We start from the raw sequence: 16,321 nt of genomic DNA, 5'->3' as shown, positions 1-16,321 counted from the left end.
CACTAAACACCTTTTTTGTTATTCTCTAGGAATGCAATTCTAATCCCTCGCAAAATCAAATCAGGAGATATCTCATCAAAGATTCCTTCATCTTTAAACAATCCTGCAAATCCACCTGTTGCTATAGTATAAACAGGGGCTCCAAATTCTTCTAAACTTCTGGCCTTAAGCTCTCTTAGTGCTCCTAAATGACCATAATACAACCCTGAACGAATATTAGTCTTAGTATCATAACCAATGGCAACCTCTGGTTTAACAATAGTTATTGAAGACAACTGCGAAGCTCCTTGACACAAAGCATTCAGTGAAAGCTTAACACCCGGCATAATTGAGCCACTTAAGTACTTTTTATCCTTAGTTACTAAATCAAAAGTAGTTGCTGTACCTAAATCAATTATTAGTAAATTTTTATTAGGATAATCAGCTATAGCTCCAATGCAGCTAGCTATTCTATCTGCTCCTACTTGATGAGCTTCAACAGAAGACATATCAAGATCAGTAGTCTCCATACTAATAAAGAATGGCTTCATATCAAAGTATTTTATGACAGCAGAGCCTAAAGAATAATTTAAGTGAGGAACAACTGATGATATCGCACAACCTTCTATCTGAGCTAAATCTACTGAGTTCTCTCTTAATGCCTGCCTTAGAAATACACCTATCTGATCCGATGTGGAATCGACTGATGAAGTAGCATATCTTATTTGAGAAACTATATTTTCTCCCTCAAAAACACCTATATGTATATGAGAATTCCCCACATCCATTACTAATAACATAAAACATCCTATAACTATAATTTAATGTGCTTGATCCCAACTCTCACCTGAATCAACATTTACCTCTAGGGGAACACTTAACTTAATAGACGATTCCATTATACTTTTTATTTTCGCAGTTACTTCATCAAGATTGAGCTTTCTAACTTCAAATACTAATTCATCATGCACTTGCATGACCATTTTAATGTCATCATTATACTCTTGTAAAATAACAGTGTTAACATCTATCATAGCTTTTTTAATAATATCTGCTGCTGTACCTTGCATAGGAGCATTAACAGCAGCTCTTTCAGCAGCATTTCTCTGGATTGCATTTTTAGCACTAATTTCTGGTAGGTACAATCTTCTTCCAAGTATAGTTTCAACATAACCATTTTGCTTTGCAAATTCTTTAGCTGTAGTCATATACTCTTTTACACTTGGATAACGATTAAAATACACATCTATATATTCTTGAGCTTCTGCTCTTGGTATTTCCAACTGTTTAGCCAATCCAAAAGCACTCATACCATAAATAAGTCCAAAGTTTATTGCTTTAGCCCTTCTTCGTTGCTCACTAGTAACCTCATCAAGACCTATACCTAGAACCTCAGCCGCAGTAGCACTATGAATATCTAAGCCTTGATTAAAAGCTTTTAAAAGGTTTTTATCTTTTGACAAATGCGCCATAATTCTCAGTTCAATCTGAGAGTAATCCGCTGCAACTACACAAAAATCATTTTCAGCAATAAATGCCTGTCTAATTTTACGCCCCTCAGGACTCTTAATAGGAATATTTTGTAAATTCGGATCTGATGAAGAAAGTCTTCCAGTCACAGTACCGGTCTGATTATACGAAGTATGAACGCGACCATTTATATCAAGCATTTTTGGCAACTTATCTGTATAAGTATTTTTAAGCTTTGATAGGTGGCGATACTTCATTATTAATGCTGCTATTTCATACTCTTCGGCTAGCTGCACCAAAACCTCTTCAGATGTCGAAGCTTGACCCTTTGCTGTCTTTTTGACTGGGGGAAGCCCCATCTTTTCAAACAAAATCTCTCTTAACTGTACAGGTGAAGCTAAATTAAACTCCTGACCAGCAAGATCATAGCACTTAACTTCAAGCTCCTTTATAGAGTCCTCAAGATTAGCACTTTGTTCTATAAGTTTATCAGCATCTATTTTAACGCCAGTTTTTTCCATATTATTAAGGATAATAGTCAACGGCATTTCAACCTTAGAATATAGACTATATAACACATCATCATCTTTTAGCATTTTCAAGAAATGATTATAAAGTCTAAATGTAATATCAGCATCTTCAGCAGCATATTTAGCTACTTTTTCTATATCTATTTGATCTAATGTCAACTGATTACGACCAGTTCCAGCTAATGTCGTATATGCGATTGGCTCAATACCTAAGTGCTCTTTTGATAAGCTATCCATATCATGTTTACCACTACTTTTTAGCACATATGCCATAATCATAGTATCATTAACTTGATTAACTATCTTAACTCCATATTTTGACAAAACTTTTTCATCAAATTTAAAATTATGGGCAACTTTAGACTTTTGAGAATCTACGAAAATAGGTTTTAAACTATCTAAAACAATCTCTAGTTCTAATTGCTGTGGAACTCCAAGGTATCTATGCTGCAAAGGAATATAATAAGCTCGACCCTCTTTTGCACAAAATGATAGACCAACAAGGTTCGCTTCATAAGTATTAAGAGAATCTGTCTCCGTATCAAATGCAAAACTACTGCTACTTTCCAATTCTTTGACCAAATCATTAAGTTGCTCTAGTGTTGCAACTATCTTATAGTCAACCTCTATATTTTCAGGTTGCGGTTTTGTTAACTTTAGTGAAGATGGAATACTTAAATCTTTAAGTAAAGATTTAAATTCATAACGTGTAAACACCTCATATAAGTATTCTTTATTTGCATTTTTACATTTTAAATCTTCTATAGATAGATTAAGCTCCACATCGCACTTTATAGTTGCTAATTTATAGGATAATTTGAGTAACTCGATATTATTGCGTAAATTTTCTCCAACTTTACCTTTGATATTATCTTGATTGGCAATAACACCATCAATATCATCATATTCTTGTAGCCATTTAATTGCTGTTTTAGGACCTACTTTTGGTACTCCCGGGATATTATCTGAAGAATCACCCATCAAAGCTAAATAATCTATAATTTGACCTGGTCTAATTTGATATTTTTCTATAACTCCCACCACATCAGTAGTTACATTTTTCATAGAATCATAAAGAGTCACATTATCCGTGACTAACTGTGCCATATCCTTATCACCGGTTGATATAATGACATCATAGCCTTGTTGCTCAAGATCTCTTGCCAATGTTCCTATTACATCATCTGCTTCAACGCCATCTTTTATTATCAATGGAAATCCCATATTCTCGATAATTTGATGTAACGGTTGGATTTGTACTCTAAGCTCATCATCCATCGCTTTACGATTTGCTTTGTATTCAGGATACATCTCATGACGAAAGTTCTTACCCTTGGGGTCAAAGACTACTGTGACGTACTCGGTATCATACATAGCAGGCAGTTTCTTAAGCATATTAATCACGCCTATAATAGCCCCTGTTGGCTCACCTTGACTATTAGTAAGGTTTGGTAAAGCATGATATGCCCTAAAAAGATATGATGATCCATCAACTAAAACAATTTTTTTCATAGATTTTGTAGCTACTTTTTTATCAGGTTAATAGTAATATATATGCTTTGGTATATCAAACTGATTTATACTCTAGACTTCCATTCTAGTGACAAATTTTCAGCTTAACCGAATAATCAATAAGGCTCTAAGGCTATATCAAGATACCACCAATTACTCTTGGCAAAATCTTTACATTTAATGGCATCCTTATAAGTCATAATAACTATCTGTTCAGGATCAAAATGTTCAAAATCCTTAGGCGTATATTTATGATGATCTCTGAAGATATGCTCATGGTAGATATTCACTCCAAGCTCATCCAACGAGCTAAAAAACTTATCAGGGTTACCAATACCAGCAACAGCATCTATTGATTTACCATAGAAACTATCTATAGGTATGCTTTGTTTTGTTACAAGATTTACAAATTTTGTCGCCTTGATTTTAGCTCTGACAATATTAGAATTATAATTTAATAACTCACTATAGTTTTGGTCATCAAGATTACCTATAGCGATTATTTGATCCACTGATTTTAGTCTTTCTACCGGTTCCCTGAGAGGTCCAGCTGGTAGACATAATCCATTGCCAAACATCCTACTGGCATCGATTACTACCACCTCTTTAGTTCTAGCTAGTTTATAATGCTGTAAACCATCATCGGATATAATAACATCGGCATCAGGATAGTTTTTTTCAATATATTTAACAGAATCAACTCTGTGTGGAGATATTACTATTGGCACCTTACCACCTAATGCATCAAATAACATTGCCGGTTCATCACCACATACACTTGCAGGTGTCTTTGAGTCGACTTCAAAAGGATACTTTTCTGCCTTAGCGCCATAGCCACGACTGATTACAACTGGCTTTTTACCTTGCTCTAGGTATTGATTAGCAAACATCCTCACTACAGGAGTTTTACCAGTTCCACCAACGGAGATATTACCCACTATAATTACAGGAATTTTTGACTTATATTGATTATTCTGTAGCCTAATTTTACGATTATGAGCAATCTTTAAGAAAATAAAAGCGATAGGACTTAAAATATAACTGAGTATCCCCGGCTTTGGTCTATACCAAATCTTATCTATCATTATTATTACTGAAGTCCTGATTGATATAGCCTAGTATAAAGTCCACCTTTCGCCAGAAGCTCTTCATGCTTACCACTTTCAACCATTTTACCATCATCCATCACTACAATTTTGTCGGCATTTTCAACCGTACTCAACCTATGTGCAATAACTATAGTAGTACAAGATTTAGTCAAGCTTACTAATGCTTGTTGAACCACCCTTTCTGATTCATTATCAAGTGCACTAGTTGCCTCATCAAATATTAGCACTGGAGCATTTTTCAATAGAGCTCTAGCAATAGATAATCTCTGACGTTGACCGCCTGACAATTTAGAACCATTATTACCAATATTAGTATGAATACCATCAGAAAGCTCTTGAACAAACTCATAAGCATTAGCTCTTTTAAGAGCATCTACGACCTCTTCTTCAGAAACATCTCTTGAAAGTCCAAATGCTATATTATTAAATACAGTATCATCAAATAAGTGAACATTTTGTGAAACCATAGATAGATGCGATCTTAAGTTTTCTAAAGTCAAATCTCGTATATCAACATTATCTAATAATATTTCACCTTTCTGCTGGGTATAAAATCTTGAAATAATGCTCGTAAGCGTTGTCTTACCACTCCCTGATTTACCAACAAAAGCTACGGTTTCTCCTGCTTCAATCTCTGTACTTACACCATTAAGAACTTTTTGCTCTCCAAATGCAAAACTAACATCTTTGATTGTTACTTTACCACAGACCTTATCAAGCTCTTTATTACCTGTTTCTTTCTCTGCCGGATAGTCTAAAATATAGAATATATCTTCTGTAGCTGCTACAGCTTTTTGAATAACGACATTAACCTTGGTAAGATTCTTAATTGGTTTTAGAATGGCAGCAGCAGCAGCGAAGAATGACGCAAAAGAACCAGCTGTTAACCAAGACGAACCTCCTCCTTCATTAGTCCCAAAGATTGCGATTGTGAATAGTGAAAAAGCAAGAACTAGTGAAGCAATAATCTGAATAACAGGTGATGTAAGAGCATCTAACGCAATTGTTCTAATCTGCTGAGAGTAAGTATAATCAAGATTTCTAAAAAATTTATTCTGTTGTTTATGTTGCGCACCAAAGATTCTAATTTCTTTGTAGTTTCTTATCGTTTCTTCTGCCGTATGAGTGACATTACCCATTGATGACTGAGTATTTCTACTTAATGATCTGAATTTCTTATTTATTATAGAAATAAACAAACCTAGAAATGGTCCAATAATTATTAAAAACAATGATAATTGCCAACTTGAAACCACCATAACTATTATAAGACCTATAACAAAAGTACCATCTTGCACAACTGTGATAATAGCTGTTGATGTAGCCTCAGTAACTTGATCAACATTATATAATAGTCTTGATATAATCTGACCTGAAGAATGCTTATCAAAAAAGCTAGCAGGTAGATTCATAAATCTCTTATAAATATCTTTTCTAAATTTATAAACAACCTTCTGCCCTAAAGACCCTATAAAGTATTGTGACAAAAATGATCCTACTGATCTCAAAGTCAAAAGCCCTACCATACCAACACCCATAAGCATAAGTATACTAGCACTTTGCTTAGTAATATCGCCACCAGGACCAAACCCATAATTCAATATAGGGTTAATAAGATATATCATTGAAGCATCAGCAGCAGAGAAAAACACACTACCCACAGCTGCAATAACAAGAAAGTGCCACAAATGTTTAACCTGCGACAACAACCTTTTATAAAGGGTTCCCACCCTTTGCTTACTTATCATTTCACCACTTAGGTTACCCGAACCCTGAGATTTAAGATCAATTTTATCAATCAAATTTGCCATAGAATACAAAAAGCCGTTAAAAAACCAACGCGAATAACAGATAATTATACACTTTTTTCTGTTAACATAAAGCAAACAGAAAGATGTTTATTTGGCTATGGAATTTTATTTAGTTGGTGGTGCTGTTAGAGATATATTGCTTGGTATAGCACCCAAAGACAGAGATTGGGTGGTGATTGGTGCTACAGAAGCTCAAATGATCAAAGCTGGCTTCACAAAAATACTATCTAGTTTTCCAGTCTTTTTACACCCAGAGACTAAAGAAGAGTATGCCTTAGCTAGATCAGAAAAAAAAATAGCTAAAGGCTATCATGGTTTTGAAGTTAATTTTTCAAGCAATATCACATTAGAAGAAGACTTAAAACGTAGAGACTTGACCATCAACTCCATGGCAATAGATAAAAGCAATAATATAATTGACCCTTTTAATGGTCAAAATGATATTAAAAATAGAATACTTCGACACACTTCAGAAGCATTTATTGAAGATCCTTTACGTGTAGTTAGATTAGCTCGCTTCAAAGTCCAACTTAGTGCTTTTAATTTTTCAATTGCTGATGAAACAATAAACATAATCAAATCAATTATTAGATCAGGAGAGCTAGACTACCTAACTAAGGAGCGATTGCATATAGAGTTTATCAAAGCACTTAAAAATCCAAGGATTTTTTTTGAGACATTAGACAATCTTGAAGCCTTGGAGGTGACATTCCCATATATAAAAAAATCTTTAGACACAATACCAAACACAAGTTTCTTTGAGAGCAAAATTTACTTAAAATCTTCAAATGATGAGAAAATATGCCTATGTCTTCTAGACATTAAAGATGAGTTTGTTAAACATATAAAGCTGGAATTACTTCTATCAAACAAACAATACAAACTCTTAAATGCAGTCATAACTATAAGAAAAATTTTTGAACTTAAAAACATAAGTGCCAGAGATGTTCTTAGACTATTAAAAAAAGCAAATTTAATAAGAAATAAAGAGCTACAACAAGTTAGCACAAATACTTACAGAAAATATCTAACAATAAATAATTCCAATACTTCAAACAGAACTATTGAACAGCTAAAAAACACTTTCCATGCCATAAATACCTCTAATATTAAAGACCTGACCATAACAGTACCAAAAGAAGATCTCTCAAACGCTATAGAATCGCTTTATATTGATAATATAAAAAAGCAATTAAATCTATGATACAATTACAAAAATTTCTTTGTTTTTAGAAAAATTTAATGATGAGATTCATATTTAGAAATATTTTTTTATTTAATACTTTTGTTTGCTTAATCGCATTGGCTGTAATTATGATTACCATTTTCGGTTTAAACTGGAAGCCCTGCCCAATGTGCCTACTTCAACAACTATGTGTTATATGCATTATGATATTTAGTATCCTAGGGTTAATCAAAAACAGCTCAAAAGGATTTAGTTCAATAGTACTGATAGTAATTGTATTAATCACTATTGTTGGTTGCTATATCGCTGCCGATCAAGCTTATTTACAGTACTTCTCATCAACAATATCCAATGATCCAACAGACTGTGGTGCTATTAGCAACCCATTGTTAATTGATGCTACAAAATCATTAACAGGAACTGTTAGTAGCTGTACTAGTATTTCCGAAGAGATCTCTGGTGTTAGTTTGGCAGTATATAGCTTGATATTTTTCATTTGCCTATTAGGCATAAATTGTATTAGTTTATTTATAAGAATATTTAAAAAATAGTGGGATATAACAGTGGATTTTAAAAAAACTTTTTTAGACCTTAAAGAAAAAATTAATTCTAGTAAGAGAAACTATCTGATTTTTGTACTGGCAACCATTGTCATAGCATGGCTCATACTGGGCAAACTTGGAATATCTCTAGCAATTGTCTACTTTATTTTCCAAATCAACTATATAAAAACAAAACTTTCTCTTCTCAAAAACAAACGTACCGCCTCAATAGCTGTTGTAGTAGCAACACTAATACTCTTTGGAAGTATTTTTGGATTTGCCGAACTTATTCAAAGTATGATTAAAAAAGGTATGGCTTCATACGTGCCTCAGCCTGTAGCTGTAACATCTTCAGTTGTAGAAAAAACAGACTGGAAACAGGTCATAAACACTATTGGTGAAGCACAAGCTATTCAATCCACAGAGATATCTTCTCAATCTGGTGGTATTGTAAGTGAAATTAATTTTAAGAGTGGACAAGAAGTTAAAGAAGGTGATCTTTTATTTAAACTAGACACCAGTCAACTAAAAGCTAGTTTAGAAGAAGCATTATCAAACCTTAAACTTGCCAAGATCACAAAAGATCGTTACAACAAACTTGTTGAACAAAGAGCAACTTCAAAAGAATCTGCTGATAAAGCAAATGCTGACTACCTTTCTAAATTAGCTCAAGTTCAAAATATAGAGTCACAAATAGGCTTCAAAGAAATTAGAGCTCCATTTGACGGTAAGATAGGTATCAGAAACATAAGTTTAGGACAATATTTCAACAACGGTGATAATGCTGCTACACTTACAAAGATTGATCCTATATTTATTACATTCCCAGTGCCACAAAACAAAGTGAGCATGATTGATGTTGGTCAAGAAATTAACTTCTATTCTGACTCATATCCTGGTGAAACTTTTACGGCTAAAATTACGGCAATAAACTCTTTTATTAATGATTCAAATAGATCTATAACTGTTCAAGCAACATACCAAAACCCACATCATAAAATTGTCCGAGGAATGTTTTTAACTGTTCATGTTAGCTTACCAGTTAAGAAAAACTCTATTGTGATTCCTAGAAATGCTGTTTCATATAGCCTTTATGGTCAATCAGTATTTACACTCAACCCTGTAATGAAAGATGGCAAACCTGTCACAGCGTCTTACACATCCACCGCTGATGGAGGAATGAAAACTGTTGATACCGACAAGACTTTATACAAGGTAGGACAAGCTAATGTTGAAGTCTTAGAAACTAGAAATAACTTAGCTCTTGTTAAAGGCTTAGAGCCCGGCACTACGATTATTACGTCAGGACAAAATAAAGTGCATAAAGGAATGGATGCAATACTGAACAATAGTGTAAAGATTGACAATAATATATATAATCAGGGAATCCAGTAATGCGTTTAATTGATCTCTTTATTCGAAGACCTGTTCTATCTCTTTCAATAAGCTTTATGATTATTGTTGTAGGAGTTGGCTCATTTTTTCAATTACAAGTTAGACAATACCCATACATAGATAGTGCCACTATTACAGTTACAACAGCATATCCAGGTGCAAACCCTGCTACGATCCAAGCTTTTGTAACTAGACCCTTAGAGGCTGCGGTTGGCTCTTCCAAAGGTATTGATTATATGACATCATCATCCGCACTAGGTACAAGTACAATTACTGTCTATGTTAAACTAGGCTATAATACTAACGATGTCTTATCTGAGGTTGTACAAAATGTTAACTCTGTACTTAACCAACTCCCTCAAGATGCTTATTCTCCGGCTATTAAGCTAAATCCTGCAGATAACTTCCCATCTTTAATCTTAGCGTTTACAAGTAAGACCATGAATACTTCAGAGATATCAGCATATATTAACTCTGAACTTACACCTAAACTACTAGCCCAAGGTGGATTATCTTCAATAGATGTATGGGGCAACAAGCCTTATGCAATGCGTATATATCCAAATAAAACGCGCATGGCAGAGTATGGTATCACACCAACTGAACTAGCCACAGCAATTGGCTCGAACAGTTTAGTTTCAGCCGGAGGCCAAATACAGGGGCCATACCTAAACTATACACTTAACCCCGAAACAAGTATGTCTACAGCTCAAGAGTATAGAAACTTAATTGTCAAAAAAAGTGATAAACAGGTAGTACGACTCAAGGATGTTGCGAAAGTTGAGCTTGGTGCTCAAGACTACAACTCATCTGTGTATTTTGATGGCAAAAATGCTGTACTAGCAGGTGCTGTAGTATCCCCTGAAGAAAACCCCCTTGAAGTAGTTGATAGACTAGTTGAAGAGCTACCAAATATCAAAGCAGCTCTTCCGAATGGCCTAGATGTTAACATTGCATACAATAGTACTACATATATCGAAGTTTCTATTGAAGAAGTTCTTCACACATTATTTGAAGCCGTGGTAATTGTATCTGTAGTTATGTTTTTATTCTTAGGATCATTTAGAGCCATTATAGTTCCAGTTGTTGCAATTCCTCTTTCAATTATTGGATCATTCTTTTTGATGTCGCTTATGGGCTTCTCAATCAACCTTCTGACTCTTCTTGCCATGATTCTCGCAATCGGTCTTGTTGTTGATGACGCTATCGTTGTACTAGAGAATATTTATAGGCATATCGAAGAAGGAATGGAACCTTTTGCAGCCGCCATCAAAGGAGCTAGAGAAATAGCCAATCCTGTTATATTGATGACTCTAACCCTAGTCGTAGTATATGCTCCAATTGGTATGATGGGAGGCTTCACAGGACAACTATTCACAGAGTTTGCATATTCACTTGCTGGAGCTGTAGTAATATCTGGTATAGTTGCGTATACGCTCTCACCAATGTTATGCTCAAAAATCTTAAATAGAGAAATGATGAGCACAAAACTTGTTAAATTCATTGATAAACTCTTTACAGCATTAACTGCAAAATATAAAGCGATCTTAGAGTTTGTCTTAGATATCAAACCTGCAATAGCTGTTGTAGGACTGATTGTACTAGCTAGCTGTTTCATAATGGGTAAAGGGATTAAATCTGAATTAGCTCCTAATGAGGATATGGGCTTCCTAGGAATTATGGGACAAGCTCCATCTTCTGCAAATATTAATTACCTAGAAACTTTTGGTACAAAATTAGCTAGTACACTAGATGAAGTACCTGGCAAACAAGACACCTTTATTCTTAATGGAGTAATGGGGTCAAATGTGATTTTTGGCGGCTTTATTATGCAACCATGGGATAAGAGAGAAATCTCTCAACAAAAAGCTGCTCAGATAGCTCAGGCAAAGGTTACAGAACTACCGGGAATACAAACATATACATATCAAACTCCTGCACTACCGGGAATACCAAGAGGTGCCCCACTATCATTAGTTATTCAGAGTGTTAATGATTATGAGGCTATTGATGAAATTACTAATAAAGTAATTGATAAAATGATGAAAAGCGGATTATTTGTATTCGCTCAAAGTGATCTTAAATTTGATAACCCAGTTGTTGATATCAGTATTGATCGTGAAAAAGCTGGTATATTAGGCATCACTATGTCAGATATTGCTAAAACATTAGGTTACTCTTATGCAGGAGGATATATTAACTATTTCTTCCTAAAAGGATACAGCTTCCAAGTAATTCCCCAATTAGCTCGTAATGAAATGTTAACTCAAGAACAATTAGGTAACATATACATTCGTTCGGATGAGGTTAGTGACTTGTTCAACTCAGAATTGCCTCTGTCGGCATTAGTATCCTTTAAAACAGAGGGTCAACCTCTTACCTTAAACACTTTCCAGCAATTAAATTCATCAACGATTTCTGCTGTTATGGCTCCGGGAATAACTCAAGGCCAAGCTATTGATTATGTTAAAAGTGTAGTTAGAAGTGAGTTGCCGGAAGGGTTCTCATTTAACTTCTCTGGCTCTGCTCGTCAATATATTGAAAACGGTAGCACTATGATGGTAGCTTTTGCATTTGCAATTGTACTTATCTTCTTAGCACTATCTGCTCAGTTTGAGAGCTTTAGAGATTCTTTGGTGATCTTAGTTACTATACCAATGGCAATATCTGGAGCGCTAATACCTTTATATATCGGTCAATACATGGGTGCTGGATGGGCATCGCTAAATATCTACACTCAACTAGGTCTCGTAACATTGATTGGTCTAATATCCAAACAGGGTATCATGGTTGTTGAATTTGCTAATCACTTACAAAAACATGAAGGAATGAATAAGTATAATGCTATTGTAACATCATCATCACAACGTTTAAGACCTATATTGATGACAGTTTCAGCAATGGTGGTTGGTGTCATACCTCTGGTAACATCATCAGGAGCTGGTGCTATTAGTAGAAACTGTATAGGTGTGGTCATATCTAGCGGACTTGTGATAGGAGCGATCTTCTCACTATTTGTTTTACCTGTGGTATATATGTATATTGCTAGTGATAAATCAAGTGCTGTAAAAACCGATTCAGAGCAACAAAAAATCATCGATAATCTTGAAGAATAAGTATTTATAGAACCTTTTGTTATTAGTAAATTTATTTTTTTTTTGCTAAAATGAAAATTACTCTAATTTAATATATCTTAATGAATGAATAATTCTCACCTTCCTCAGACCAAGCTATTAGCGACTTTAGCGTGGGTAATATGCTTAATCGCTACTCTTAACTATAGTTACGACTTCTTTATCAGGGCTGCCCCTGGTGTAATGGGAGATAATTTAATTCGTGACTTTGGTATTAGCCATACTCAACTTGGAATGTTATCTTCGGCATATTTTATATCGTATACAATAATGCAAATTCCGGCTGGTGTAATACTAGATAAGTATAATCGTAAGGTAGTAATCAGTGTTGCTACAGCATTTTGTGTTCTTGGTAACTATTTATTTTCTGCTACAGATAATTATGAAATCGCCTATATTGGTAGAATCTTTATGGGTATAGGCTCTGCTTTTGGATTTATTGGCGCCGCTAAAATGGCCGCTATGTGGCTGCCTGAAAGACTTTTTTCAACATTTATAGGATTTGCAACTGTTGTAGGAATACTGGGTGGTCTAGTTACTGACACAATGCTATCTAGCTTAGTTTCTGAATTAGGTTGGAAAGAAGGTAATGCTGTATTTACATATATTGGCGTCGGAATATTACTACTAATAGTTTTATTTATTCGTGATAATCCAAAACATGTTCAGAAGTTCACTCATCTAAGTGAAGCCAACTTCAAAGAAACTATCATTAAAGTTTTAAAAATCTTTTGTAATATAAGATTTTGGTCAGCAAGCATTATTGGTGCAGTACTATTTATACCTATTAATGTCCTAGGCTCGCTTTGGGGGGTTGGCTTAATCCAAGCTAAATTTGGCCTTAGCCAAGAAACTGCATCACATATAAATGGTGTGTTATTTATTGGTGCTGCAGTAGGCTTCACAATTGCAGCAATTATTGCCTCATTAACAAACAGATATCGTCGTATGTTAATTTTGAGCATAATATCACTTGCTGTAATTTTAGCTATTATTTTATATGTTCCCGTTAATTTATCGCTATTCACCTTACTATACTTCTTGCTTGGTGCCGCAGCTGGACCTCAAGCTGTCACTTTTGGTATAGCCAAGATAATCTCACCTAAAGGAACTGCGGGCTCTGCCACAGCTGGTGTGAATATGATAAACAACTTTATTCCAATTATATTATTGCCACTTGTAGGGTATATACTTACTCATTTTGGCTCACTAATAGATAATTCAACCACCATCTATACTATCTCTAGTTACCAAAACGCTCTTGATATGGTAATAGTATTTCTATTAATTTGCCTTCCTATCGCTATGATAATTCCCAAAGAAGTAGATGCGGATCTTGATCACTAATCAGATATTTTAGTTTTATATATAATTTAAATTCTCTGGATAAGGATTTAAATAACTCTGCTTCTCTAAATACGGCAAATCCAGCTCAATAAGATACATTCTAATTACACTGACAGGAACTTCCCAAGATATTTTACAATCACGATACTTATTAAGTAGCTCTTGTAGATATTGTCTCTGAGCTTTTGAAACTTTTTTATTTATTTCTCTGAGAACATTTTGAAGTGCCATATAATGAGCCCCTCTCTTAGCAGGCTTAGCTATTGCTTGCATAAAAAGCTCGATGTATTTATGCTTTATAGCTTCGACATCTACCTTATTACCAGCTTCTGACAACATATTCCCAAGAATTTTCTTAGTCTTATTGTTGTGCATTCGTAATAAAATTTTATGCTTTGAGTGATATTCCATCATTTCAGTAATATTAGAACACCGCATAAACTCTGTTCTAAGACTATGGTAGCAAAAAACTTTACGCAGAAAATGATCACGTAATGTTTTATCAGTAAGCTTACCATCATCTTCTATAGGCAAAAGGGGGTCATATTCTTTTAATGCTCTTACAAACAAACCATCTGCTTTTTCACCTGTATAGCCATGATTCTCATCAAAAACTCTCGCTGTATTAACACCACAGCTTGGAGATTTCGCCTTTAATATAAAACCATATACAATATCAAGTTTCGATATAAGCATAGCGACAGCTTTCTGAATCTTATCTGTTACATCATCATGAGTTTTATTGGTTTTAACTGACAAAACATTTGTCTGAATATCTTCAACTAGAAATAAAGTAGGCCTAGGAACTCCAAGACCAGCTGCAACTTCCGGACAAACTATTTTGTAATCAAAATATTCAGCATACGTACCAGTTATGTATGATTTATGGCAATTGCCGCCATTATATCGAACATTATTTCCTACTAGACAACTACTGACACCTATTGGTATTTTGTTCAAAACTTACACCTAATTTAACTAATATTAATTAAATTATAGATTAGATATCAAGATAATAAAGATATTTATTCAAAAGAAGTAGCTATATTAAGAATCTCTTCAAGTCGATCATCTGTATCTGCAAGCACTAAAATCATAACTTTATTGTTTAGATCAAGATTGCCTATACAGGTTATAATTACACCCTCAGTATCACCATATGTATAATCAACTCCATTATCTTTAAGATACTGATAATAGTCATCTATAGTTGATCCTTTAGGGACTAACACATTATTATGGCCCACCCAAGGCTTATGCTCACCATTGCGCAATTCGTGCGCTAAAAAGCCTGCATAAATAGCGCCTGTTTGTCGTGCATTAACTTCAAGTACGTAAGGTACAATCTTACCATTAATCTCACGGATAAGAAGATCAACACCCACGACACCTCTAACACCCATGTCACGAAGAATTTCTGTCATTTGATCACAAATTTCTATTACTGCAGGCTCTTCACTAAATTTAGACTTATACTTATTGCCTAAGTGTGTCTGACCATCAAGCATTTGATCACTTAAACCAAGACAGACATCGTCTTCTTTTTTATCACCAATACTTACTTGAAAGGCAGGTGAACCTAAATTATCAAGCCAAGGGTCAATCATAAATACCTCAACCCTATGCATAAGCTTTAGAATATCTCTTAATTCCTTTTCGCTCTCAAACCTATGAATACCGTATCCAGAACAAGCTCGAGGCATAATTACAGCACACTCATAAATACCTTTATTCTCATAGTCACGATAAATCTGTAGAGCTTTTTTAACATAATCTTCATCACTAATTGTCGATATAATATTAACACTCGGAACTAACACACCCTTATCATACAACATTTGCCTAAGGAATGATTTATCATTTAAAAACTGTGATAATGCTTCTGATAGCCCATAGTTTTTATTGTGTTTGATTCCGATTAGTTCGATTGCTGTAGCAGCTGTAAATGGCACAATATGAGTATACTCAGGATTACTAAACTCAGGAATTTGGTCAGCATAATTCATAACTATTGTAGACAGCCTATAGTGCTCCATCAACTTGTCTAAAAATATAAAGTTATCCATGGTTATATACGTAAGACCAATCCTATTAAAATAACTAACAATTTCTTCAACTTCACTCTGTGTCTTTTTTGGCAGGATAATTTTATGATCTTTGGCAAGTAAGCACAAAGTACGTGTAACATATTTATTTACAAAAGAGCTAACAAGATCTGCACCATATATATCTGTTGTATTAGGCACATGAATAGCTTTTTTACCCCATATTCTTTCAGAGACAGCATTTGTCTTTTTTATTGCCAT

11 protein-coding genes are annotated in these 16,321 nt (G+C 34.4%); 5 read left to right on the top strand and 6 right to left on the bottom strand.

Annotated elements, in window-relative coordinates; all coding sequences use genetic code 11:
• Window positions 1–2 precede the first annotated feature (2 nt).
• From F0R75_RS09945 to msbA, 4 genes are all read right to left on the bottom strand, one after another.
• A complete protein-coding gene (locus tag F0R75_RS09945) occupies window positions 3–779 on the bottom strand; it encodes a type III pantothenate kinase (protein WP_146420866.1) in 777 nt (258 codons plus the stop codon).
• A 21-nt stretch (window positions 780–800) separates the two neighbouring features.
• Entirely contained in the window at window positions 801–3,491 is a 2,691-nt protein-coding gene (polA, locus tag F0R75_RS09940) for a DNA polymerase I (RefSeq protein ID WP_149368839.1), read from the bottom strand.
• A 116-nt stretch (window positions 3,492–3,607) separates the two neighbouring features.
• A complete protein-coding gene (lpxK, locus tag F0R75_RS09935; RefSeq protein ID WP_149368840.1) occupies window positions 3,608–4,576 on the bottom strand; it encodes a tetraacyldisaccharide 4'-kinase in 969 nt (322 codons plus the stop codon).
• Between the two features lie 5 nt (window positions 4,577–4,581).
• Window positions 4,582–6,411: a lipid A export permease/ATP-binding protein MsbA gene (gene msbA, locus F0R75_RS09930; protein WP_149368841.1), complete on the bottom strand. Its 1,830-nt coding sequence runs from the start codon at window positions 6,409–6,411 to the stop codon at window positions 4,582–4,584.
• A 97-nt stretch (window positions 6,412–6,508) separates the two neighbouring features.
• On the opposite strand from msbA, the gene F0R75_RS09925 reads away from it, so the two are divergent.
• From F0R75_RS09925 to F0R75_RS09905, 5 genes are all read left to right on the top strand, one after another.
• Window positions 6,509–7,615, top strand: a complete 1,107-nt coding sequence (locus F0R75_RS09925) for a CCA tRNA nucleotidyltransferase (protein WP_149368842.1) — start codon at window positions 6,509–6,511, stop codon at window positions 7,613–7,615.
• Window positions 7,616–7,653: 38 nt separating this feature from the next.
• Window positions 7,654–8,148: a disulfide bond formation protein B gene (locus F0R75_RS09920; RefSeq protein ID WP_342779632.1), complete on the top strand. Its 495-nt coding sequence runs from the start codon at window positions 7,654–7,656 to the stop codon at window positions 8,146–8,148.
• A 12-nt stretch (window positions 8,149–8,160) separates the two neighbouring features.
• Window positions 8,161–9,534 carry an efflux RND transporter periplasmic adaptor subunit gene (locus F0R75_RS09915; protein WP_149377297.1) on the top strand — a complete coding sequence of 458 codons (1,374 nt, stop codon included), beginning with the start codon at window positions 8,161–8,163 and terminating at the stop codon, window positions 9,532–9,534.
• The gene (locus tag F0R75_RS09910) at window positions 9,534–12,650 is read left to right on the top strand and encodes an efflux RND transporter permease subunit (protein WP_149368843.1); all 3,117 of its coding nucleotides are present in this window, start codon (window positions 9,534–9,536) and stop codon (window positions 12,648–12,650) included. Before F0R75_RS09915 ends, F0R75_RS09910 begins: the two co-directional genes overlap by 1 nt.
• A gap of 84 nt (window positions 12,651–12,734) precedes the next feature.
• Entirely contained in the window at window positions 12,735–14,015 is a 1,281-nt protein-coding gene (locus tag F0R75_RS09905) for an MFS transporter (protein WP_041263619.1), read from the top strand.
• A gap of 15 nt (window positions 14,016–14,030) precedes the next feature.
• Here the strand turns inward: F0R75_RS09905 and F0R75_RS09900 are convergent, their stop codons facing one another.
• Both F0R75_RS09900 and F0R75_RS09895 read right to left on the bottom strand, forming a co-directional pair.
• A complete protein-coding gene (locus F0R75_RS09900; protein WP_149368844.1) occupies window positions 14,031–14,975 on the bottom strand; it encodes a YbgA family protein in 945 nt (314 codons plus the stop codon).
• 65 nt (window positions 14,976–15,040) lie between these two features.
• A complete protein-coding gene (locus tag F0R75_RS09895; RefSeq protein ID WP_187985978.1) occupies window positions 15,041–16,321 on the bottom strand; it encodes an ATP-grasp domain-containing protein in 1,281 nt (426 codons plus the stop codon).

Origin of the sequence: Francisella marina (assembly GCF_008369785.1) — a bacterium.
GTDB lineage: Bacteria > Pseudomonadota > Gammaproteobacteria > Francisellales > Francisellaceae > Francisella > Francisella salimarina.
This window is presented reverse-complemented; position numbering and strand designations above follow the sequence as displayed.

Bases quoted from the DNA above. Each gene is read 5' to 3' on its own strand.
- msbA (WP_149368841.1), bottom strand. From the start codon at position 6,411: ATGGCAAATTTGATTGATAAAATTGATCTTAAATCTCAGGGTTCGGGT.
- F0R75_RS09945 (WP_146420866.1), bottom strand. From the start codon at position 779: ATGTTATTAGTAATGGATGTGGGGAATTCTCATATACATATAGGTGTT.
- polA (WP_149368839.1), bottom strand. From the start codon at position 3,491: ATGAAAAAAATTGTTTTAGTTGATGGATCATCATATCTTTTTAGGGCA.
- F0R75_RS09895 (WP_187985978.1), bottom strand. From the start codon at position 16,321: ATGGCAATAAAAAAGACAAATGCTGTCTCTGAAAGAATATGGGGTAAA.
- lpxK (WP_149368840.1), bottom strand. From the start codon at position 4,576: ATGATAGATAAGATTTGGTATAGACCAAAGCCGGGGATACTCAGTTAT.
- F0R75_RS09925 (WP_149368842.1), top strand. From the start codon at position 6,509: ATGGAATTTTATTTAGTTGGTGGTGCTGTTAGAGATATATTGCTTGGT.
- F0R75_RS09910 (WP_149368843.1), top strand. From the start codon at position 9,534: ATGCGTTTAATTGATCTCTTTATTCGAAGACCTGTTCTATCTCTTTCA.
- F0R75_RS09920 (WP_342779632.1), top strand. From the start codon at position 7,654: ATGATGAGATTCATATTTAGAAATATTTTTTTATTTAATACTTTTGTT.
- F0R75_RS09905 (WP_041263619.1), top strand. From the start codon at position 12,735: ATGAATAATTCTCACCTTCCTCAGACCAAGCTATTAGCGACTTTAGCG.